The 18,408-nt window shown below is 60.9% G+C and carries 19 protein-coding genes and 1 riboswitch; of the genes, 9 read left to right on the forward strand and 10 right to left on the reverse strand.

Features of this window, described 5'->3' with window-relative positions:
• Positions 1–149 precede the first annotated feature (149 nt).
• Positions 150–1,937, forward strand: a complete 1,788-nt coding sequence (locus tag GTU76_RS12675) for a thiamine pyrophosphate-requiring protein (protein WP_180698733.1) — start codon at positions 150–152, stop codon at positions 1,935–1,937.
• 140 nt (positions 1,938–2,077) lie between these two features.
• The gene (locus tag GTU76_RS12680; protein WP_180698734.1) at positions 2,078–2,794 is read left to right on the forward strand and encodes a DUF72 domain-containing protein; all 717 of its coding nucleotides are present in this window, start codon (positions 2,078–2,080) and stop codon (positions 2,792–2,794) included.
• Between the two features lies 1 nt (position 2,795).
• Here GTU76_RS12680 and mntP read toward each other — a convergent pair whose 3' ends face one another.
• The 3 genes from mntP to GTU76_RS12695 all read right to left on the reverse strand — a co-directional run bounded on the left by mntP (position 2,796) and on the right by GTU76_RS12695 (position 5,636).
• Complete coding sequence (gene mntP / locus GTU76_RS12685) at positions 2,796–3,359, reverse strand: manganese efflux pump MntP (protein ID WP_180698735.1); 564 nt, start codon at positions 3,357–3,359, stop codon at positions 2,796–2,798.
• 8 nt (positions 3,360–3,367) lie between these two features.
• Positions 3,368–3,539, reverse strand: a riboswitch (yybP-ykoY riboswitch).
• A 64-nt stretch (positions 3,540–3,603) separates the two neighbouring features.
• Positions 3,604–4,977 carry an ATP-binding protein gene (locus GTU76_RS12690; protein WP_016984481.1) on the reverse strand — a complete coding sequence of 458 codons (1,374 nt, stop codon included), beginning with the start codon at positions 4,975–4,977 and terminating at the stop codon, positions 3,604–3,606.
• Positions 4,974–5,636: a response regulator gene (locus tag GTU76_RS12695; RefSeq protein ID WP_016984482.1), complete on the reverse strand. Its 663-nt coding sequence runs from the start codon at positions 5,634–5,636 to the stop codon at positions 4,974–4,976. The genes GTU76_RS12690 and GTU76_RS12695 overlap by 4 nt, the downstream gene beginning before the upstream one ends.
• Before the next feature lie 168 nt (positions 5,637–5,804).
• Here GTU76_RS12695 and GTU76_RS12700 point away from each other — a divergent pair, with 168 nt between their 5' ends.
• The 6 genes from GTU76_RS12700 to GTU76_RS12725 all read left to right on the forward strand — a co-directional run bounded on the left by GTU76_RS12700 (position 5,805) and on the right by GTU76_RS12725 (position 11,084).
• Positions 5,805–6,071: a PepSY domain-containing protein gene (locus tag GTU76_RS12700; protein ID WP_016984483.1), complete on the forward strand. Its 267-nt coding sequence runs from the start codon at positions 5,805–5,807 to the stop codon at positions 6,069–6,071.
• On the forward strand, positions 6,071–6,616 hold the full coding sequence (locus tag GTU76_RS12705) for a cytochrome b/b6 domain-containing protein (protein WP_180698736.1): 546 nt from the start codon (positions 6,071–6,073) through the stop codon (positions 6,614–6,616). Before GTU76_RS12700 ends, GTU76_RS12705 begins: the two co-directional genes overlap by 1 nt.
• Positions 6,617–6,666: 50 nt before the next feature.
• Positions 6,667–7,962 (forward strand): sialidase family protein, encoded by a 1,296-nt coding sequence (locus GTU76_RS12710; protein ID WP_016984485.1) that lies wholly within the window; start codon positions 6,667–6,669, stop codon positions 7,960–7,962.
• Positions 7,959–8,570 carry a hypothetical protein gene (locus GTU76_RS12715; RefSeq protein ID WP_180698737.1) on the forward strand — a complete coding sequence of 204 codons (612 nt, stop codon included), beginning with the start codon at positions 7,959–7,961 and terminating at the stop codon, positions 8,568–8,570. The genes GTU76_RS12710 and GTU76_RS12715 overlap by 4 nt, the downstream gene beginning before the upstream one ends.
• 21 nt (positions 8,571–8,591) lie before the next feature.
• Positions 8,592–10,619, forward strand: a complete 2,028-nt coding sequence (locus GTU76_RS12720; RefSeq protein ID WP_180698738.1) for an LTA synthase family protein — start codon at positions 8,592–8,594, stop codon at positions 10,617–10,619.
• A 69-nt stretch (positions 10,620–10,688) separates the two neighbouring features.
• The gene (locus tag GTU76_RS12725; RefSeq protein WP_180698739.1) at positions 10,689–11,084 is read left to right on the forward strand and encodes a DUF1801 domain-containing protein; all 396 of its coding nucleotides are present in this window, start codon (positions 10,689–10,691) and stop codon (positions 11,082–11,084) included.
• A gap of 200 nt (positions 11,085–11,284) precedes the next feature.
• On the opposite strand, the gene GTU76_RS12730 is transcribed toward GTU76_RS12725, so the two are convergent.
• The 7 genes from GTU76_RS12730 to GTU76_RS12760 form a co-directional block, all read right to left on the reverse strand.
• Positions 11,285–11,500 (reverse strand): hypothetical protein, encoded by a 216-nt coding sequence (locus tag GTU76_RS12730; protein WP_016984489.1) that lies wholly within the window; start codon positions 11,498–11,500, stop codon positions 11,285–11,287.
• Positions 11,501–11,617: 117 nt separating this feature from the next.
• On the reverse strand, positions 11,618–13,297 hold the full coding sequence (locus GTU76_RS12735) for an MFS transporter (protein ID WP_116255585.1): 1,680 nt from the start codon (positions 13,295–13,297) through the stop codon (positions 11,618–11,620).
• A 188-nt stretch (positions 13,298–13,485) separates the two neighbouring features.
• A complete protein-coding gene (gene phnE, locus GTU76_RS12740) occupies positions 13,486–14,253 on the reverse strand; it encodes a phosphonate ABC transporter, permease protein PhnE (protein ID WP_016984491.1) in 768 nt (255 codons plus the stop codon).
• Entirely contained in the window at positions 14,250–15,074 is an 825-nt protein-coding gene (locus GTU76_RS12745; RefSeq protein WP_175554184.1) for a PhnE/PtxC family ABC transporter permease, read from the reverse strand. Before GTU76_RS12745 ends, phnE begins: the two co-directional genes overlap by 4 nt.
• Positions 15,068–15,865: a phosphonate ABC transporter ATP-binding protein gene (locus GTU76_RS12750; RefSeq protein ID WP_175554185.1), complete on the reverse strand. Its 798-nt coding sequence runs from the start codon at positions 15,863–15,865 to the stop codon at positions 15,068–15,070. The genes GTU76_RS12745 and GTU76_RS12750 overlap by 7 nt, the downstream gene beginning before the upstream one ends.
• On the reverse strand, positions 15,862–16,725 hold the full coding sequence (locus tag GTU76_RS12755; RefSeq protein WP_175554186.1) for a putative selenate ABC transporter substrate-binding protein: 864 nt from the start codon (positions 16,723–16,725) through the stop codon (positions 15,862–15,864). Before GTU76_RS12755 ends, GTU76_RS12750 begins: the two co-directional genes overlap by 4 nt.
• 197 nt (positions 16,726–16,922) lie before the next feature.
• On the reverse strand, positions 16,923–17,321 hold the full coding sequence (locus GTU76_RS12760) for a RidA family protein (RefSeq protein WP_175554187.1): 399 nt from the start codon (positions 17,319–17,321) through the stop codon (positions 16,923–16,925).
• A gap of 115 nt (positions 17,322–17,436) precedes the next feature.
• On the opposite strand from GTU76_RS12760, the gene GTU76_RS12765 reads away from it, so the two are divergent.
• Complete coding sequence (locus GTU76_RS12765; RefSeq protein ID WP_180698740.1) at positions 17,437–18,333, forward strand: LysR family transcriptional regulator; 897 nt, start codon at positions 17,437–17,439, stop codon at positions 18,331–18,333.
• The last annotated feature ends 75 nt before the right edge of the window (positions 18,334–18,408 follow it).

Raw genomic sequence — 18,408 nt, forward strand, 5'->3', positions numbered from 1 at the left:
TGGACAGCCACAACGCGCACTTGCCTCAGAAAAACTCGTCGAGCAATCAATCGAAACTTCGCCAACCACCCAACTGTCCAGACCCTTACACCTTCCGGCAGATGTTCTGCCGGGACAGCTCCATGCAGCGGAGAAAGACGAGGATCGAGATGACGATGACAGTGGGAGATTTTCTGGTTGAACGGCTCAGCGAGTGGGGCGTTACGCGGATTTTTGGCTATCCGGGGGACGGCATCAACGGCGTGTTCGGCGCGCTCAGTCGGGCCAAGGGCAAGATCGAATTCGTCCAGGCGCGGCATGAAGAAATGGCTGCGTTCATGGCCTCGGCGCATGCCAAGTTCACGGGGGAATTGGGGGTGTGCATCGCCACGTCTGGCCCCGGCGCTTCGCACCTGATCACCGGCCTCTACGATGCGCGCATGGATCACATGCCGGTGCTGGCCATTGTCGGTCAGCAGGCGCGCACGGCGCTGGGCAGTCACTACCAGCAAGAGCTTGATCTGGTATCGATGTTCAAGGACGTCGCCGGGGCATTTGTGCAACAGGCCTCGGCGCCTTCGCAGGTGCGGCACCTGCTCGATCGAGCCGTGCGCACCGCAGTGGGCGAGCGCAGGGTAACCGCGCTGATCCTGCCCAACGATCTGCAGGAGCTGAAATACGAAGCACCGGCTCGCGAACATGGCACCGCGCATTCCGGGGTCGGTTACACGAAACCCAGAGTGCTGCCTTATGACGTGGATCTGCAACGGGCCGCCGAGGTTTTGAATGCCGGCGAGAAGGTTGCCATTCTGGTCGGAGCGGGGGCATTGCAGGCAACCGAGCAAGTTATCGCTATCGCCGAAAAACTCGGCGCCGGCGTCGCCAAGGCCCTGTTGGGCAAAGCCGTGTTGCCGGACGATCTGCCTTGGGTCACCGGCAGCATCGGCCTGCTCGGCACCGAGCCGAGCTACAAATTGATGAGCGAATGCGACACCTTGCTGATGATCGGTTCGGGTTTCCCGTACTCGGAGTTTCTGCCAAAAGAAGGTCAGGCCCGTGGCGTGCAAATCGATTTGCAGCCCGACATGCTCAGCCTGCGCTATCCGATGGAGGTCAATCTGGTCGGTGATTCGGCAGAAACCCTCGCGGCGCTGTTGCCACTGCTGGAGCAGAAAACCTCAAACAAGTGGCGCAAGAAAGTCGAAGGCTGGCGCGGTAGCTGGGAGAAAACCCTTGAAAAACGCGCGATGGCCAAAGCCGATCCGGTCAACCCGCAAAGGGTGGTGTACGAGTTGTCGCCGCGCCTGCCCGATAACGCAATCATCACCAGCGACTCCGGCTCCTGCGCCAACTGGTTTGCTCGTGACCTGAAAATCCGCCGTGGCATGCAGTGCTCGTTGTCCGGTGGACTCGCGTCCATGGGCGCCGCTGTGCCTTACGCGATTGCCGCCAAATTTGCTCACCCCGAGCGTGCAGTGATCGCACTGGTGGGCGACGGTGCGATGCAGATGAACAACATGGCCGAACTGATTACCGTCGCCAAGTACTGGCGCCAGTGGGCGAGCCCGAAATGGATCTGCGCGGTGTTCAACAACGAGGACCTCAATCAGGTGACGTGGGAGCAGCGGGTGATGGAGGGCGATCCGAAGTTCGAAGCTTCGCAAAGCATTCCCGATGTGCCTTATCACTTGTTCGCCATTTCCATTGGCCTGAAGGGTATTTTCGTTGATCGCGAAGAAGACGTCGCCGCTGCCTGGGAACAGGCGCTGGCCTCGGAGGTGCCGGTGCTGATCGAGTTCAAGACCGACCCGAACGTGCCGCCGTTGCCGCCGCACATCAAGCTTGAGCAGGCGAAGAAATTCGCCACGACCTTGCTCAAGGGTGACCCGGATGAAGGCGGGGTGATCATGCAAACCGCGAAGCAGGTGCTCGGCGCGGTATTGCCCGGCAAAAAATAACCGGTTAACGCACAGGTTGATCGTTCCCGCGCGCAGCAAAGGAACGCAGTCCGTGACGCTCTGCGTCACTGGACGCAGAGCGTCCCTAGAGGCATTCCTTTGCTGCGCTTGGGAACGATCAATGAGCGGAAGGTGCACTGATGATTTTCGTGGGTTGTGCAGGCTGGAGTCTGGGGCGCGAACACTGGCCGGCATTTCCGGCAGATGGCACGCACTTGCAGCGCTACGCCGGGCGTCTCAACGGCGTGGAAATCAACGGCTCGTTCTACCGTCCGCATCGTCGGCAAACCTATGAACGCTGGGCGGATGGCGTGCCGGAAGCCTTTCGCTTTTCGGTGAAAATGCCCAAACACATCAGCCATGAATTGCGCTTGGTGGGTTGTGAACCAGCGCTGGATAAATTCCTCGCCGAGTGCGCAGGTCTGGGTGAGCGCCTGGGCTGTTTGCTGGTGCAGTTGCCGCCGTCACTGGCGTTCGACGAAAGCGTCGCCGAAGCCTTTTTCACGAAATTGCGTCAGCGGTTTTCCGGTTCTGTGGTGCTTGAGCCAAGACATGAATCGTGGGTCAGTGCCGAGCCAATGCTGATGACGCATCAGATTGCCCAAGCGGCAGTCGATCCCTCACGCATCAGCACCGATGCTGCGCCGATCGGCTGGACAGAAACGAAATACTGGCGACTGCACGGCTCACCGCGCATTTACCACAGCGCCTACGATTCCACTTATCTGCAAAACCTTGCACAAGCCCTGCAATCAGCGGCCGCAGCGGGGGCCACGACCTGGTGCATTTTCGACAACACCGCCAGCGGCGCCGCGCAGGGCAATGCCTTGGCGCTGGCGACGCTGACCTCCGCTTGAATCAGACGGACAAGTGCTCATACAGAATCGTCGCACCAACAATCATCAGCACCACGCCACCGACGATTTCCGCACGCTTGCCGACCACCGCGCCGAGCACTCGGCCAAGCATCACGCCAAGGGTCACCATGGTCATGGTCGCCAGACCGATCGCTGCTGCTGCGACCCAGATATTGACGTCGACAAACGCCAGGCCGACGCCCACGGCGAGGGCATCAATGCTGGTGGCAAACGCGGTGACGGCAAGAATCAGGAAGGAGTGCGACCCCGGCTTTTCTTCTTCCTCTTCTTCGTGTTTAAGGCCGTTATAGATCATGTGCAGGCCAAGAATCACCAGCAGGGTGAAGGCGATCCAGTGGTCCCATTCGGCGACCCAGCGGGTGGCCGCCTGGCCGATCAGCCAGCCGATGATGGGCGTGATGGCTTCGATCACGCCGAAGATCAGGCCGGTGCGCAGGGCTTCGGTGAGGCGCGGTTTGTGCAGGCTGGAGCCTTTGCCGATGGCGGCGGCGAACGCATCCGTGGACATGGCCAAAGCGAGGAATATGAGGGAAACAGGATTCACGGGGGCACACTTCCAGTCGGGCTATGAGTCAACGACACAACCACACGCCCGACTTTAGGCATGGATGTGTCGTCGGTCTCACCAACCAAAAGGTGTTCGCACCACGGCATGTTGCCGAGAATGTTGATACGAACGCTTCCGAAAGGCTCGGAAACAGGCTACTCCCCAACGAGGCTGCGGATCTTATGTGGGCAAACATGAAAATTTCGTCAAAACCACGGCATCGGTAATCAGGTTTGACAAGTCACGCCGGCCGCTCGTTGATGCGCAACTCTGCGCACAAACCGCCCCGGGGCAGGTTGTACAGCTGCAAGGTGCTGTCGATCTTGCTGACGATCATTTGCACAATCGCCAGTCCCAGTCCGGCGCCATTGGCGTGACCGTGGCTGTAGAAACGCTCGAACAGTCGTGCGTAATCCTCTTCGTTGATACCGGGCCCAGCGTCTTCGACACTGATGTACACCGCGCCGGATGCCTGCGGTTGGACCTGTACGCGCACTTCGCTGCCGGGCGGGGCGAAGTTCAAGGCGTTGGTGACCAGGTTCTGCAAGGCGATGGCGAGTGCGACCGGGTCGGTGTCGACGGGGCAGTGGTGGTCGCTGTCGAGAATCAGGTCGACGTCTTTCTCCAGCGCCAGCGGCGCCAGTTCGGCGAGTTCTTCACGCACCAGCGCAGTCAGCTCCACCGGGCTTTTTTCCGGGTTGGCCAGGCGCGGCTCAATGCGCGCCATGGTCAGCAACTGGCTGGCGATGCGAGTGGCACGATCCACCGCACTGACCAGAAACTCCAGCGCCTCCTCACGCTGTTGCGCGGTACTGGCGAGCTGCGCGTTTTGCGCATGGATGCGCAGAATCGCCAGCGGCGTGCGCAACTCGTGGGCGGCGTCGGCGATGAAGCGTCGCTCGCGCGCCAGCAGGTTGTCGATCTGCTGCAACAGGCGATTGAGCGCGGTTTGCATCGGTTCGAGGTCGTGGGGCAGGGGGCGCAGATTCAGCGGTTTGAGGGTGTCAGTGTTGCGCCCGCGAATGGTCTGCGCCATGGCTCGCAACGGTTGCAGGCCCCAGCCGATGGCCAGCCAGATCAGCATCGTCAGCACTGGCACGCCGATCACACTCGGCCATAACGTGTGGCCAACGATTCGCTCGATCAGATCCTGCCGAATGTCATCGCGTTCACCGACCCAGATCAACAGCCCTTGCTGCGAATCCTTGAGCAGAAACGCGCACCAGTCACGGCCGTTTTCCATCAGGTCGTGAGAACCGAAAGTGGTCGGCGGCGCCGGGAGTTCCGGCGCTTCGGCCGAGCGCATCAGCAATTGCCCATCGCTGCGCCAGACCTGAAACGTCAAACGGGTTTCGTAGGGGTGCGCCGCCTCGCCATCACCGACCCGGCTCATCGCTTCATCGAAGGCCTGATGCAGCCGCTGCCAGTTGTTGTCGCCCGGTGCGCGTTGCGCCAGCACACCTTGCAGCAGGCGTGCGCTTTGCGCCAGTTGTGCGTCGTAGACCTCTTCGATTTCGTGATGGCTGTCGCGCAGCACCAGCCAACTGATCAGCAGATCGCCCATCAATACCAGGATCAATACCGGCACCAGAATTCGCGCACGTATCGAGATCATGGTTTGACCGCCATCACGTAACCCACCCCGCGCACAGTGCGGATCAACTCGCTCGCAAGCTTTTTGCGCAGGTTGTGAATCAGCACTTCGAGGGTGTTGCTCTCGACCCGTTCCTGCCAGCCGTACAGTGCGCCGGACAGGCGCTCGCGGGTGACGACTTTGCCGGGCCGGGCCATCAGTTGATGCAGTAACTGATACTCCATCGGCGTCATCACCACCTCATTGCCAAGCCAAGTGACTTGCTGGCTGAGCGGATCGAGGCACACGCCGGCATGTTCGAGCACCGGTTGCGCGCGGCCCTGACTGCGCCGCAGCAACGCGCGGATGCGCGCCTTCAACTCATCGACATCGAACGGTTTGATCAGGTAGTCGTCGGCGCCGGCATCGAGGCCGGCGATGCGCTCGGCGGTGCCATCGCGGGCGGTGAGGATCAGCACCGGCAAGTCCTGTTGTTCGCTGCGCAGTTGTTGCAGCAAGGCCAGACCGTCGAGCCGTGGCAGGCCGAGGTCAAGCAGCAGCAGATCGAAGCTTTCACTGCGCAGGGCGTGCAGGGCACTGACCCCGTCCTGCAACCAGTCGAGGGTATAACCTTCGTTGCTCAGGGCAACGCGAATGCCTTGTCCGAGGGCACGATCATCTTCGACCAGAAGCAGGCGCATGGCGGTTCTCTGTTGGCGGAACGGGTTGGGTGGTCGGCATCATGCCGCCGCGCCGAGCGTCTTGGCAGGCCATCCGACGGGAAAGATGTAACGGTTCGTTGCCAACTAAGCTTTCACTAAGGTTGCTTTTGCACAGTGAGGTCTTTCTCATCCAGCGAGAGTGATTCCATGCGCAAACTGCTGCTGTTGTCTTTGATCGTCGCCAGCCCGTTGGCCGTCGCCGGCCCGCAATGCACCACCGCCGAACGGTCGCAATGGCAAGACCAGAAGGCCTTTCAGGAACAACTGAAAGCCCAGGGTTACGAGATCAGCAAGTTCAAGATTACTGACGGCAACTGCTACGAGATCTACGGGTTCGACAAAGACAAGCGCAAGGTCGAGATCTACCACGACCCGGTCAGCGGTAAAGCGGTCAAGACCGAGATCAAGGGCTGATGCCGAGCGCGTCCCTGCGCCTGTGGGATCCCGTAGTGCGGTTGTTTCATCTATCGATTGCGGGCGTCTTCGTCGCCAATTACTTCTTCAATGAAGCGGGTGACGACTGGCATGTCTGGCTCGGCTATTACGCCATGGGCTGGTTGCTGGTACGCACGGTGTGGGGATTTATCGGGCCGCGCAGTGCGCGTTGGACGGACTTCTGGCCGACCCCGACGCGCCTGCTGGCCCATGCGCGCTCGCTGCTCGCCGGGCGGCCCGAACATCGCCTCGGCCATTCGCCGATCGGCGCGCTGGTGATGATCCTGATGTTGCTGGCGTTGTTCACCGTGGGTCTCAGTGGCTGGGCGATGGCAGAAGTCGACGCCTTGTGGGGTGCCGATTGGCCGTTGTCGGTCCACGAAACGGCGGCTGACAGTCTGCTGGTGCTGGTGTGCATTCACATCGCTGCTGCCGTGTTTGAAAGCTTTCAGGTTCGCGACAACTTGCCGTTGTCGATGCTCACCGGGCGCCGTCGCCGATTGCCGGACGATTCGACGCGCTGACAAGGACGTCTGCCCATTGTTAACCCTCCTGTCCTTGCCGCGAGTCCACTATGCGTGCGTTGTCCTTTCGCTTAACGTTCATTCTCGGCAGCCTCGCGGTGTGCCTGATCTTTCTGGCCGCGTGGCGCAGTCATCCACCCCATGTGCTGGCGCCCTTTGCGTTGTCGACAGCGCCGGTCGATGGCGCACTGCAAGCGTCAGAGCCGATGTACAGCAGCCGTTTCGTTTCCTCGCAGCTGGATGATTTTGTGCATTCCTCTTCGGTCACCGCGCTGCCTGGCGGGGACCTGATGGCCGTGTGGTTTGCCGGCTCGCGCGAAGGCGCTGCCGACGTGCAGATCCGCACCGCGCGCTTTGATGCAAAAACGGCGGAGTGGGGCGCCGAACAGGTGCTGGCGACCCGCGAGCAAACCCGCGACGGCACCCAGCGCTATATCCGCAAGCTCGGTAACCCGGTGATCGCGCTCGCGCCGGACGGGCGCTTGTGGATGTTCTACGTCTCGGTGTCCGTAGGCGGTTGGGCCACCAGTGCGATCAACGTGATGGTCTCTGCCGACATGGGCCGTGAATGGTCGACGCCGCGCCAGTTGATCACCTCGCCGTTTTTCAACATCAGCACACTGGTACGCGCGGCGCCGGTGTTCCATGCCGACGGCTCGATCGGCTTGCCGGTGTATCACGAGTTCATGGGCAAATTCGCCGAGTACCTGTACCTGAGCGCCGACGGTGCCGTGATCGACAAATTCCGCATCAGTCGCGGCAAGCACTCGTTGCAGCCGACCATCGTGCCGCTGGATGGCCGCCGGGCCGTGGCGATGCTGCGTTATGCCGGTGACACCCATCATCGCGTGTTGGCCAGCCGCACCGACGATGCCGGCCAGACCTGGAGCGAACCGTATCCGCTGGAGCCGGCCAACCCCAACTCCTCGCTGGCAGCGGTAGGCACGGCTGACGACGGTTTGCTGGTCGCGCTCAACGATTTGCGCGACGGGCGTTTCAAATTGAGCCTGTACGGCACCGATGCCAATCTCAACGACTGGCGCAGTGTGATTGAACTCGATCAGTCACCGGATCCGCTCGGTCAGCCGTTCTCGCCAGAGGCGTACAAGGCCATTATCGGCGAGGGTTTCCGATCCTCCAGCGGTGCCCGCCGCTTGCCCTTGGAACAGCGCTTTCTGAGCAATCTCGACTACCGCGTGTGCAAACCGCGCGGCTGTGATTTCGAGTACGAATACCCGTATTTCAGCCGGGGTTCGGACGGTCTCTATCACCTGGTGTATTCGTGGAATAACACCTTCATCAAACATGTCAGTTTCAACGATGCCTGGCTGGCGGAGCGTCTGTGATGTTTCTTTGGCAAGCCCATTTGAGTTTTGTCCTGCTCGGTTTTGTTCTGCTGAGTGCATTTCACTTCACCCGGCCATGGCGCCCGTGGCTGTTGCCGCTGTTGGCGCTGGCCGGTTTTATCCCGGTCAACGATCTGCCGCTGGCGGCCTATGTGCGCAGCTTCACCGATGATCTGGCGATCACCACGCTGGTGTTGCTGGGCTGGGTCTGTCTGCTGCGCCTGGGCGTGGTTCAGCCGTTGCCAACGGTCAGGCGCGCTCAGGTGCTGGTGCTGTTTACCGTGTTGGCGCTGATTCTGTATCCGGCAACGATGGGCCTGACTTACGTCGATCCGTACCGCTGGGGCTTTAACCCACGGCCGATGATTGTGCTGATCGGGCTGAGCACAATGGCCCTGTTGTGGCTGCGCAACGGCTTGGGCGTGGCGATGCTGGCGCTTGGCACGCTGGCCTTCGCGCTGCGCCTCAAGGCCTCGGAAAACTATTGGGATTATCTGATCGATCCGCTGCTGGTGGGTTACTGCCTGGCGGCCGGTGCCGCGCTGTGCGTGCGGGAAGTCTGGCGCCTGCTGCGGCCGGTTCCGGTCGTGCCGACGTCTTCAATCTGATCACCACACTGAGGTTTTACGATGGGTTGGTTGCAATCGCGGCGCCTGCGCTACGGCGTTGGCGCGGCAGGTTTGGCGTTTTTACTGTTGGCCCTGCTGCGGCTGGTGTTCGTGCTGGGTTTTTCCGGTCTCGACATCAGCGCATTTGCCAACGACCCGCAACTGCGCGAAACCCTCGGCATTGGTCTGCGTTTCGACCTGCGTCTGGCCGTGTTGCTGATGTTGCCGCTGGCCGTTCTGGCATGGCTGCCACGCTGGAACCTGACACGCGTGCCGTTGCTGCGCTGTATGGCGCGGGGTTATTGGTTGCTGGTGCTGGGCGTGGTCGGCCTGGTTTACATCATCGACTTCGGCCATTACGCCTACCTCGGCGTGCGCATCAACGCCACGGTGCTGCGTTATCTGGAGGATGCGCAGATCTCGCAGCAAATGGTCCGGGAAAGCTATCCAGTGCTATGGATTGCCCTCGGCTGGCTGGCGGTGCTGGGCGTGTGGTTCTACGGATTCGTGCGTCTGGAACGGGCGACACTGGCGCGGGAACCTCGCGCCATCCGCCGTACCTCGCTGGTCGTCGGCAGCGTTTTCGGCTTGGTCGCCGTGTTGCTGGCGTTGCTCGGTCGTGTCGAAAATCTCAACCTGGAAAACCCGGTGCCGTTGCGCTGGAGCGACGCGTTTTTCTCCGGCAATGCGCAGATTGCCGCCGTGGGTCTCAACCCGGTGCTGTTCCTCTATGACACGCTCAAGGCCGGGCAGGCGCAGTTCGATGAGTCGCAGGTGCGCCAGCATTACCCGCTGATTGCGCGTTATCTGGGCGTGGAACAAGCGGACGCGCAAACCCTGACATTCGAGCGACAGCAAACGGTACAACCGTACCGGGTCGCCGGCGCGCCAAACGTGATGTTCGTCATGCTCGAATCGTTGGGCACCAGCGCGGTGGGCGCCTATGGCAACCCGTTGAACCCGACGCCGAACCTCGATCGACTAGCCACCGAGAGCTGGTTCTTCCGACACTTCTACGTGCCGGTCACCGGGACCGCCAAAACCGTCTGGGCCAGCATCACCGGGATCCCGGACGTGACCCGCCAGGAGACCGCTACCCGTCATCCGTTGATCACCCGTCAGCACACACTGATCAACGCGTTCACCGACTATCAAAAGCTCTACATGATCGGCGGCAATGCCGGCTGGGCGAATATCAATGCGCTGATCCAGCAAAGCATCGAGGGCGTAAAGCTGTATCAGGAGAGCGACTGGCGTTCGCCGTTGGTGGATGTCTGGGGCATTTCTGACCTGGATCTGTTCAAGGAAAGCGACCGCATCCTGCGCGATCTGCCCAAGGACCGTCCGTTCTTTGCTTATGTGCAAACCTCGGGCAACCACCGGCCGTTCACCATTCCCAAGGACAACGACGGTTTCCAGATCAGTCATCTGTCGCTGGCGCAGGTGCAAGCCGCCGGCTCACGCAGCGTCGAGCAATACAACGCCGTACGCCTGCTGGATTTCAACATCGGCAAGCTGATGGAGCTGGCCAAGGCCGGCGGCTACTACGACAACACGATTTTCGTGTTCTTCGGCGACCACAACACCCGCATCAGCCAGATCCCGCACATGCCGCCAGCCTTCGAACAATTGGGGCTGGAAAGCAACCATGTGCCGATGCTGATCCATGCGCCGGGCATGCTCAAACCCAAGGTGATCGATGAAGCGGTGGGGTTGGTGGATTTGCTGCCGACGGTGGCAGGCATGGCTGGCATCCCGTTCAGCAACGGCGCGATGGGCCGCGATATTCAGCAGCCGGCGCCGGAAGGTGAGCGCGTGGTGCCGCTGGTGTTGCGTGAAGGCACGTTCCCGTTGATTGGCGGCGTGACCCAGCATCATCTGCTGCAAATGCAACACGACGGCAGCGCGCCGACATTGCATGATCTGCGTTCTGCGACGCCGCTGGACAGTGTTGCTGAGCAGAACCCGGAGGAATTTCAGCGGTTGGTGGAGTTGACGCGTGGGCTGCATGAAAGTGCGCGGTTGATGTTGTATCGGAATGTGCGGTGAGGGCTGAATTGGCGAGGGGGAAGGGCGCGGACTAGAGTTGTGGGTCTCCTGTCCGTCGAGAATCCTGCGATGAAAAAAGCCGAGGGCACCGAATCCGCTTCCGTTCTGATTGATCAACGCATCGCCGAGCTGGGGGACTGGCGCGGTGAAACGCTGGCGCAGATCCGCGTGATCGTGCATAGGGCTGATCCCGAAGTGGTTGAGGAATGGAAGTGGCGGGGTGTGCCGACGTGGTCGCACAATGGAATTATCAGCACCGGCGAGACGTACAAGGCTGCGGTGAAAATGACCTTTGCCAAGGGGGCGTCACTGGACGATCCGGCGGGGTTGTTCAATGCCAGTCTGGAGGGCACTACGCGACGGGCGATTGATTTCCACGAGGGTGACCCGATTGATGAGAAAGCGTTGATTGCGCTGATTCGGGCGGCCGTGAAACTCAATATGGCGAAGAAGCCCTCACCCTAGCCCTCTCCCAGGAGGAGAGGGGACTGACCGGGGTGTTGATGCGAGTTACGCCGACGTGAAATATCGAGTTGAACTCAGGATTTGAAAAGCACACAAATCGGCTCCCTTTCCCCTCGCCCCCTTGGGGGCGGTCCGACGTTTCGGGAGGGCTGGGGTGAGGGGGTAGATCCAGCAGACTGCTGCGATCGCTTTGAACGCCACTAATTACCATCAGCCACTTTACGTTCGATCTCATCGACCTTGCGTTGCAGCGCCTCGGCGTCCTGCTCCTTCACTCGGGTGGACGAGGGCGTGATGACTTCATCCACGGCTTTGGTGTCATCGTCCCGGTCTTCAAGATCGCGCTCGACCACATTCACCGGTTTGCCGGACGTGTCGGTTGGTGGGGCGTTCGGGGTTTTATCGTCGTTGTTCATGTGGGTGACCTCCAGTGGTGTAAACATTGGAGGCAGGCAGTGCGGCAGCGTTCGATATTTTTGCCGGGTGGTGCCGAATGGCGCCCTCCCGCGGTGGAGAGGGCGCGCTGACGGTGTTCAGTCCTTGAGAATGTCGCGATCCTTGGTTTCCGGTAGGAAGAACGTGCCGAGTATCGCCGTCATCACCGCAATCACGATCGGATACCACAAGCCGTAATAGATATCCCCGGTCGCGGCAACCATGGCAAACGCCACCGTCGGCAGGAAACCACCGAACCAGCCGTTGCCGATGTGATAGGGCAGCGACATCGAGGTGTAGCGGATTCGGGTCGGGAACAGCTCGACCAGCCACGCCGCGATCGGGCCGTAGACCATGGTTACGTAGATCACCAGCACGGTGAGCAGGAGCAGGACCATCGGGTAGTTGGTTTTCGCCGGGTCGGCTTTCTCCGGATAACCGGCCTCCTTGAGTGCTGTGCCGAGGGTCGCGGTAAAGGCATCGTTGCGGGTCTTGAAGTCGGCGGCCGGCAGCGCACTGCCTTCGAAACTCTCGACGACTTTGTCGCCGATGCGCACTTGCGCGACGGTGCCAGGTTCGGCGATCACGTTCTCATAGGGGATCGCCCGTTTTGCCAGCAGGGTCTTCGCCAGGTCGCAGGAACTGGTGAATTTGGCTTTTCCCACCGGGTCGAACTGGAACGAGCACTGGTCAGGGTTGGCGATGACTTTGACCGGGTTCTTCTCCTGAGCGATGAACACGTCGGGATTGCCGTACTGGGTCAGCGCGTGGAAGATCGGGAAGTACGTCAGCGCCGCCAGCATGCAGCCGACCATGATGATCGGCTTGCGCCCGATGCGGTCGGATAGGCTGCCGAAAATCACGAAGAACGGCGTGCCGATCAGCAGCGAACCGGCGATCAGCAAGTTAGCGGTCTGCGGGTCGATCTTCAGCGTCTGCAGCAGGAAGAACAGCGCGTAGAACTGCCCGGTGTACCAGACCACCGCTTGCCCGGCAGTACCGCCGAGCAGCGACATGATCACCACTTTGAGGTTGTCCCAGCGCGCGAAGGATTCGGTCAGCGGCGCTTTCGACGCCTTGCCTTCGGCTTTCATCTTCTGGAATACCGGCGACTCGCTCAGTTGCAAGCGGATATACACCGAGACGATCAGCAGCAGGATCGACAGCAGAAACGGAATCCGCCAGCCCCACGCTTCGAAGGCTTCAGTGCCCAGCGCCGTGCGACAGGCGAGGATCACCAACAGCGACAGAAACAGACCGAGGGTCGCGGTGGTTTGAATCCACGAGGTGAAGAACCCGCGTCTGTTGCGGGGCGCGTGCTCGGCCACGTAGGTTGCTGCGCCGCCATACTCGCCGCCGAGCGCCAGGCCTTGCAGCAAGCGCAGGGTGATCAGGATGACCGGCGCGGCGACGCCGATGGTTGCGTAGCCGGGAAGCAGACCGACAATCGCGGTCGACACACCCATGATCACGATGGTGATGAGGAACGTGTGTTTGCGCCCGATCATGTCGCCGAGCCGGCCAAACACAATCGCCCCGAATGGCCGCACCGCAAACCCCGCCGCGAAAGCCAGCAGGGCAAAGATGAACGCGGTGGTTTCGTTGACACCGGCAAAGAAGTGCTTGGCGATGATCGCCGCCAGTGAACCGTAAAGGTAAAAGTCGTACCACTCGAAAACCGTGCCCAGGGACGAAGCGAAGATGACCTTGCGCTCCTCCTTGGTGATGCCGCCGCTGCGCGGTGGACTGCCGGTGGATGCTGTGTCGATTGTGGCCATGGGTGTTCTCCGTCGTGCTTATTGTTGTAGGCCGGAGTCCCCCGTTACTGCTTATCGCACTCTGGCCTTGTGGCAAATGCCGCAACTGCTCTCGCGTGAAACTTGCACAGTCTGACCGCCTCGCAGGTGTGCAAGGTTTCCTTGAGCATAATCAGCTTTTGCCAGATATCCACTTGCCGGCCTGCGCATCAGGCCTTGACCCAGCGCTGCCGACTCCACGCACTCAACCAGTCGACCACAAACACCAGCACCAGCATTGCCAGAATCACCGTGCTGGCCTGGGCTTCCTGAAACAGGCTGAGGCTTACATAGAGCATTTGTCCAAGCCCGCCAGCGCCGACAAAACCCAGCACACTGGCCATGCGGATGTTGTTTTCCCAGCGGTACAGAATGTAGGCCAGCAGCTGCGGCGCAAGGTTCGGCAATGTCCCGTAGCAGAAGGCCAGAATCGGATTGCCACCCTGCAAACGAATGGCTTCGGCCGGTTGCGGCGGGGTGTTTTCCAGTGCCTCGGCGAACAAGCGGCCGAGCACGCCGGTGGTGTGCAAGGCGAGGGCGAGGGTGCCGGCGTTCGGGCCGAGGCCGGCGGCGAGCACCATCAGCGCCGCCCAGACCAGTTCCGGAATCGCCCGCAAGGCATTTAGCAGCAGGCGCGAGGCACTTTGCAGCGGCCAGCCGAAACGTCCGGCGGCAGGCAACGCAAGGACGATGCCGAACACCGCCGCGAGTAGCGTGCCGAGCGCCGACATCGCCAACGTTTCCAACGAACCGTGGAAGATGGCCTTGAGGTAATCCGCGCTCAGATCCGGGCTCAGAAAGCGCTGCACATACGCGCCCATCTGCTTGAGACTGGTGGCGCTGCCCAGTTCGCCGAGGTCCAGCCCCAGATAAGCGAACGAGGCAATCACTGCCAGCGCGATGCCAGCGATCAGCAGCACGTTGATCAGGCGATTCATGTCAGCCTCCAGCGCAGCAAGCGGCTGAGTTGATCGGCGGCCAGGACCAGAATCAGAAAGCACAGCAAAATACTCGCGACTTCACCGCCGGCGAACATGCGAATGGACAGGTCAATCTGCTGCCCCAAGCCTCCGGCGCCGACAAATCCCATCACCACCGACGCGCGGATCGCGCATTCCCAGCGATAAACCGTGTAGGAGAGCAGTTCCCCCGCAACATTGGGCAACGTGCCGTAAGCAAACGCCGCCAACCGGCCGCTGCCGGCCTGCAACAACGCGTGTGCCGGGCGCTGATCAGTGGATTCGAAAATCTCCGCATAAACCTTGCCGAGCATGCCGCTGTACGTGATGGCGATCGCCAACACACCTGCCGCCGGACCAAGTCCAACAGCGCGTACAAACAACAGCGCCCAGACAATTTCCGGCACGCTGCGCAAAAAGATCAGCAAGGCGCGCACCGGCCAGCGCAACAGACGTCCCAGGCGGCTTGGCACGCCACCGCGCGAGGCGGCGGACAGCGACAGCGCGCGGCTGGCAATCAGGCCCGCCGGTATCGCCAACAACAGCGCCAAAGCCATGCCGGCGGTGGCGATGGCCAAGGTTTGCAGGGTGGCTTTCAACAGTAACTGAAGAAACTCCCCGTCGTGCGCAGGAGGCCAGAATTGCGCGACAAAACGGCCCATTTCATTCTGGCTGTCGGGGAGCAACACGCCCAGATCCAGCTCGCTGAGCTGAATGCCCGGCCACAACAAGGCAATCGCCAACAGTGTCAGCAGCAGCCGTGGCCACGCCGCGGGATCGCGTGAATCGGCTTTCAGCATCGTGGAATCTGCACAGTCAGAGGCGCCACCGCAGCCGTCGGCGATTGCAGTTTTTCGTTGGCGTACAGCGCGTCGAGCATTTCATGGCTGACTTGCCCGGAAGGACTGTCGAACAGGATCTGCCCGTCGCGCAGGCCGATGATCCGTGGGAAATGTGACAGCGCAAGATCCACCGCGTGCAGACTGGCTACCAGCGTCACGTTGTGCTCGCGAGCGTGGCGCGAGAGGATCGACAAGGTGTGCCCGGCCATGACCGGGTCCATCGCTGACACCGGTTCATCAGCCAGCAGAATCTCCGGCGCCTGATACAACACGCGTGCGATGCCGACACGCTGCAATTGGCCGCCAGATAGTTGCTGACAATGAGCGAAGAGTTTGTCGCCCAGATCCAGCCGCGCCAACGCCGCACGCGCACCCGCCACATCCAGTGGATGCAACAGGTTAAGAAGACTTTTACCCAGACTCCATTGGCCGAGCTTGCCGGCCAGCACCGCTGTGACCACGCGTTGACGCGGCGGCAACGGCGGTGCCTGATGCACCAGACCGATTCGCGCACGCAGGCGTTGGCGTTGGCGGGCGGACAAGTGCCAGGCGCGTTCACCCAACACTTCAATTTCACCGCTGCTGGGCCGCAACGCGGTAGCCAGCAGGTTGAGCAAACTCGATTTGCCAGCCCCGGACGGGCCTATGATGGCGACCTGTTCACCAACGCCAATCTGCAAGTCAACACCGCGCAGGGCGTCGACTCCATTGGCGTGGCGCAGGCTGCCCTGTTTGAGGCTCAAGATCATTTCAGCAATTCGGCAGCGCGGGCGGCTTCCTCGATGCCCTTGTAGTTCTCAGGCTTGGTGTCGATAAAGCGGCTGGCCGCTTGCAGATCAAGAATCTTCTTTTGCTCAGGGTTGGCCGGGTCCAGATCCAGGAAAGCTTTTTTGATCTTCGCCGCGAGTGCCGGGTCGAGGGTGCCGCGCACGGTCCAGTTGTAATCGAAGTAGGTCGGGGTGGTGGCGAAGACTTTGACCTTGTTGGTGTCGACCTTGCCGGCATCCACCAGTTTCTGCCAGACACTGGCGTTCAGCACACCGGCGTCAACCTTGCCGGCCTGTACCCAGGCCACGGTGGCGTCGTGGGCGCCGGAGTAGGCGACACGGCTGAAATAGCCCTCAGGCTTGATGCCATCGTTTTTCAGCATGAAGTAACGCGGCATCAGGCTGCCGGAAGTCGACGACACCGAACCGAAAGCGAAGGTCTTGCCTTTCAGGTCGGCGAGGCTGTGCACATTCGGGTCGGCGGTGATGAATTTGCTGGTGAACTGCGCGTCCTGTTCACGTTGCACCAGCGGAATGACTGGCGTCGTTGCATCCGTCTTCAAACGCGCCTGCACAAAGGTAAAACCGCCGAGCCAGGCCATGTCGAGGCGATCGGTTGCGAGCGCTTCAACCACCGCCGGGTAGTCGGCCACCGGCACGAACTGCACTTTCATGCCCAGTTGCTGTTCCAGATACGCGCCCAACGGTTCGAACTTGCGCAGCAATTCGGTCGGCGCTTCATCGGGAATCGCGCTGACGCGCAAAACGTCGGCCGCGTGGGCCATGAATGCAGAAAAGGACAGGGCCAGGCCGGCGGTCAGTGCCAGTGTTCGTTTGAGCATGGAATTCTCCGTTTCGTAAGCGTCAAAAGGCGATAGGCCGCCGCTGCAGTATCAACGCGGGGCGCAAAGTCAGGGTAGACGAAACGGCGAGGTTATACGCATTCGAGGCGTCAAAGGCCAGCATTGGAGCTATACGAGGTTTTACGCCCAGTTCCTTCAGGAGCTGCGGCACGCTGCTCCTAAAGGTTTGATGCCTGTCAGGATTCGGACAGTCTGGCAATCACCTTGATCTCGAAATCAAACCCATACAGCCAGGTCACGCCGACGGCGGTCACGGTTGGATGTGGCGCATCGCCCCAGAACTCTGTGAGCACGACATTCCAGATCGGCTCGAACTTCGCCTGCGGATCAACGATGAACACGGTGACGTCGACCACGTCGTCGAACGTGCAACCGGCCTCATGGAGGATCGCATTAAGGTTAGTGAAAGCCTGACGCACCTGGTTTTTCAGGTCCGGCTCTGGCGTGCCGTCCTCGGTGCTGCCGACTTGTCCCGAGACAAACAGAAAACCGTTGGAGCGAATGGCTGGCGAGTAGCGGTGGCGTTCGTAAAGGGTGCGGCGTGCAGGTGGGAAAACAACATCGCGCTGAGTCATGGGAGTGTCTCCTTCATTTGAGTTGATGGAGCCACTGTAGGTATTTGCAGGCGGGCGATAAACGCGCAAGCTTGGCGTTCACTGTTTGTAAAAACCAAACAATCGGGGGCGCACCTTGGACCGTTTTGATGCAATGCAGGCCTTTGCCAGGGTGGTCGAGGCGGGGAGTTTCACCAAAGCGGCGGAAACCTTGCACATGAGCAAGACCACCGTGACCCAACTGGTTCAGCAACTGGAGGCGCGGCTGCGGGTCAAGTTGCTCAACCGCACCACGCGCAAGGTCAACGTTACCGCCGATGGCGCGGCGTATTACCAGCGGGTGATCCGCTTGCTCGCCGACCTCGACGATGCCGAAACCAGCCTGCCCGGCACGGCGTCTTCACCCTCGGGCCGGCTACGGGTGGACGTACCGAGCCCACTGGCACGGCTGATTCTGGTGCCGGCCTTGCCTGAATTTCACGCGCGTTATCCGGATATCCAGATCGACATGGGCGTCAGCGACCGCATCGTCGACATCATTGATGAGAACGTCGATTGCGTGGTGCGCGGCGGTGAACTCATGGACCTGTCGTTGATGGCGCGCAAGGTCGCCGATCTTGAGCTCGGCGTGTTTGCCGCGCCGCAATACCTGGCACGCGCGGGCACACCTGCGCATCCACGGGAACTGGAAGACAGCCATCATCGCGTGGTCGGTTTCCTCTGGGCACGTACTGGCAAACCGGTGCCGTATGCCTTGCGCAATGCCAGTGAAAACCTGCACATCAAAGGGCGCCACGTGCTCGCGGTCGATGATGGTAATGCCTATCTCGCGGCAGGTCTGGCGGGCCTGGGCGTGCTGTGGCTGCCCACGTACATGTCCGCTGCGCATGTGGCCAGCGGTGAGCTGGTGCCGCTGTTCAAGGATTGGCAGCTCGACCCGATGCCGCTTTATGTCGCGTATCCGCCGAACCGGCATGTCAGCCTGAAGTTAAGAGTGTTTATCGATTGGGTGGTGGCGTTGATGGCTAATTAACAAGGTGGTTCGTTTATTGCTTCCATGCGCCGTGATGCCGTCAAAAAACCAACATAACCGGCGATCCGAAAGTTT

This window comes from Pseudomonas crudilactis (assembly GCF_013433315.1).
In the GTDB taxonomy this organism is placed as follows: Bacteria; Pseudomonadota; Gammaproteobacteria; order Pseudomonadales; family Pseudomonadaceae; genus Aquipseudomonas; species Aquipseudomonas crudilactis.

What these genes read in the sequence shown, in the direction of transcription:
- GTU76_RS12675 (WP_180698733.1), top strand. Translation starts at nt 150, where the DNA reads ATGACGATGACAGTGGGAGATTTTCTGGTTGAACGGCTCAGCGAGTGG.
- GTU76_RS12680 (WP_180698734.1), top strand. Translation starts at nt 2,078, where the DNA reads ATGATTTTCGTGGGTTGTGCAGGCTGGAGTCTGGGGCGCGAACACTGG.
- GTU76_RS12690 (WP_016984481.1), bottom strand. Translation starts at nt 4,977, where the DNA reads ATGATCTCGATACGTGCGCGAATTCTGGTGCCGGTATTGATCCTGGTA.
- GTU76_RS12695 (WP_016984482.1), bottom strand. Translation starts at nt 5,636, where the DNA reads ATGCGCCTGCTTCTGGTCGAAGATGATCGTGCCCTCGGACAAGGCATT.
- GTU76_RS12700 (WP_016984483.1), top strand. Translation starts at nt 5,805, where the DNA reads ATGCGCAAACTGCTGCTGTTGTCTTTGATCGTCGCCAGCCCGTTGGCC.
- GTU76_RS12705 (WP_180698736.1), top strand. Translation starts at nt 6,071, where the DNA reads ATGCCGAGCGCGTCCCTGCGCCTGTGGGATCCCGTAGTGCGGTTGTTT.
- GTU76_RS12710 (WP_016984485.1), top strand. Translation starts at nt 6,667, where the DNA reads ATGCGTGCGTTGTCCTTTCGCTTAACGTTCATTCTCGGCAGCCTCGCG.
- GTU76_RS12720 (WP_180698738.1), top strand. Translation starts at nt 8,592, where the DNA reads ATGGGTTGGTTGCAATCGCGGCGCCTGCGCTACGGCGTTGGCGCGGCA.
- GTU76_RS12725 (WP_180698739.1), top strand. Translation starts at nt 10,689, where the DNA reads ATGAAAAAAGCCGAGGGCACCGAATCCGCTTCCGTTCTGATTGATCAA.
- GTU76_RS12730 (WP_016984489.1), bottom strand. Translation starts at nt 11,500, where the DNA reads ATGAACAACGACGATAAAACCCCGAACGCCCCACCAACCGACACGTCC.
- GTU76_RS12735 (WP_116255585.1), bottom strand. Translation starts at nt 13,297, where the DNA reads ATGGCCACAATCGACACAGCATCCACCGGCAGTCCACCGCGCAGCGGC.
- phnE (WP_016984491.1), bottom strand. Translation starts at nt 14,253, where the DNA reads ATGAATCGCCTGATCAACGTGCTGCTGATCGCTGGCATCGCGCTGGCA.
- GTU76_RS12745 (WP_175554184.1), bottom strand. Translation starts at nt 15,074, where the DNA reads ATGCTGAAAGCCGATTCACGCGATCCCGCGGCGTGGCCACGGCTGCTG.
- GTU76_RS12750 (WP_175554185.1), bottom strand. Translation starts at nt 15,865, where the DNA reads ATGATCTTGAGCCTCAAACAGGGCAGCCTGCGCCACGCCAATGGAGTC.
- GTU76_RS12755 (WP_175554186.1), bottom strand. Translation starts at nt 16,725, where the DNA reads ATGCTCAAACGAACACTGGCACTGACCGCCGGCCTGGCCCTGTCCTTT.
- GTU76_RS12760 (WP_175554187.1), bottom strand. Translation starts at nt 17,321, where the DNA reads ATGACTCAGCGCGATGTTGTTTTCCCACCTGCACGCCGCACCCTTTAC.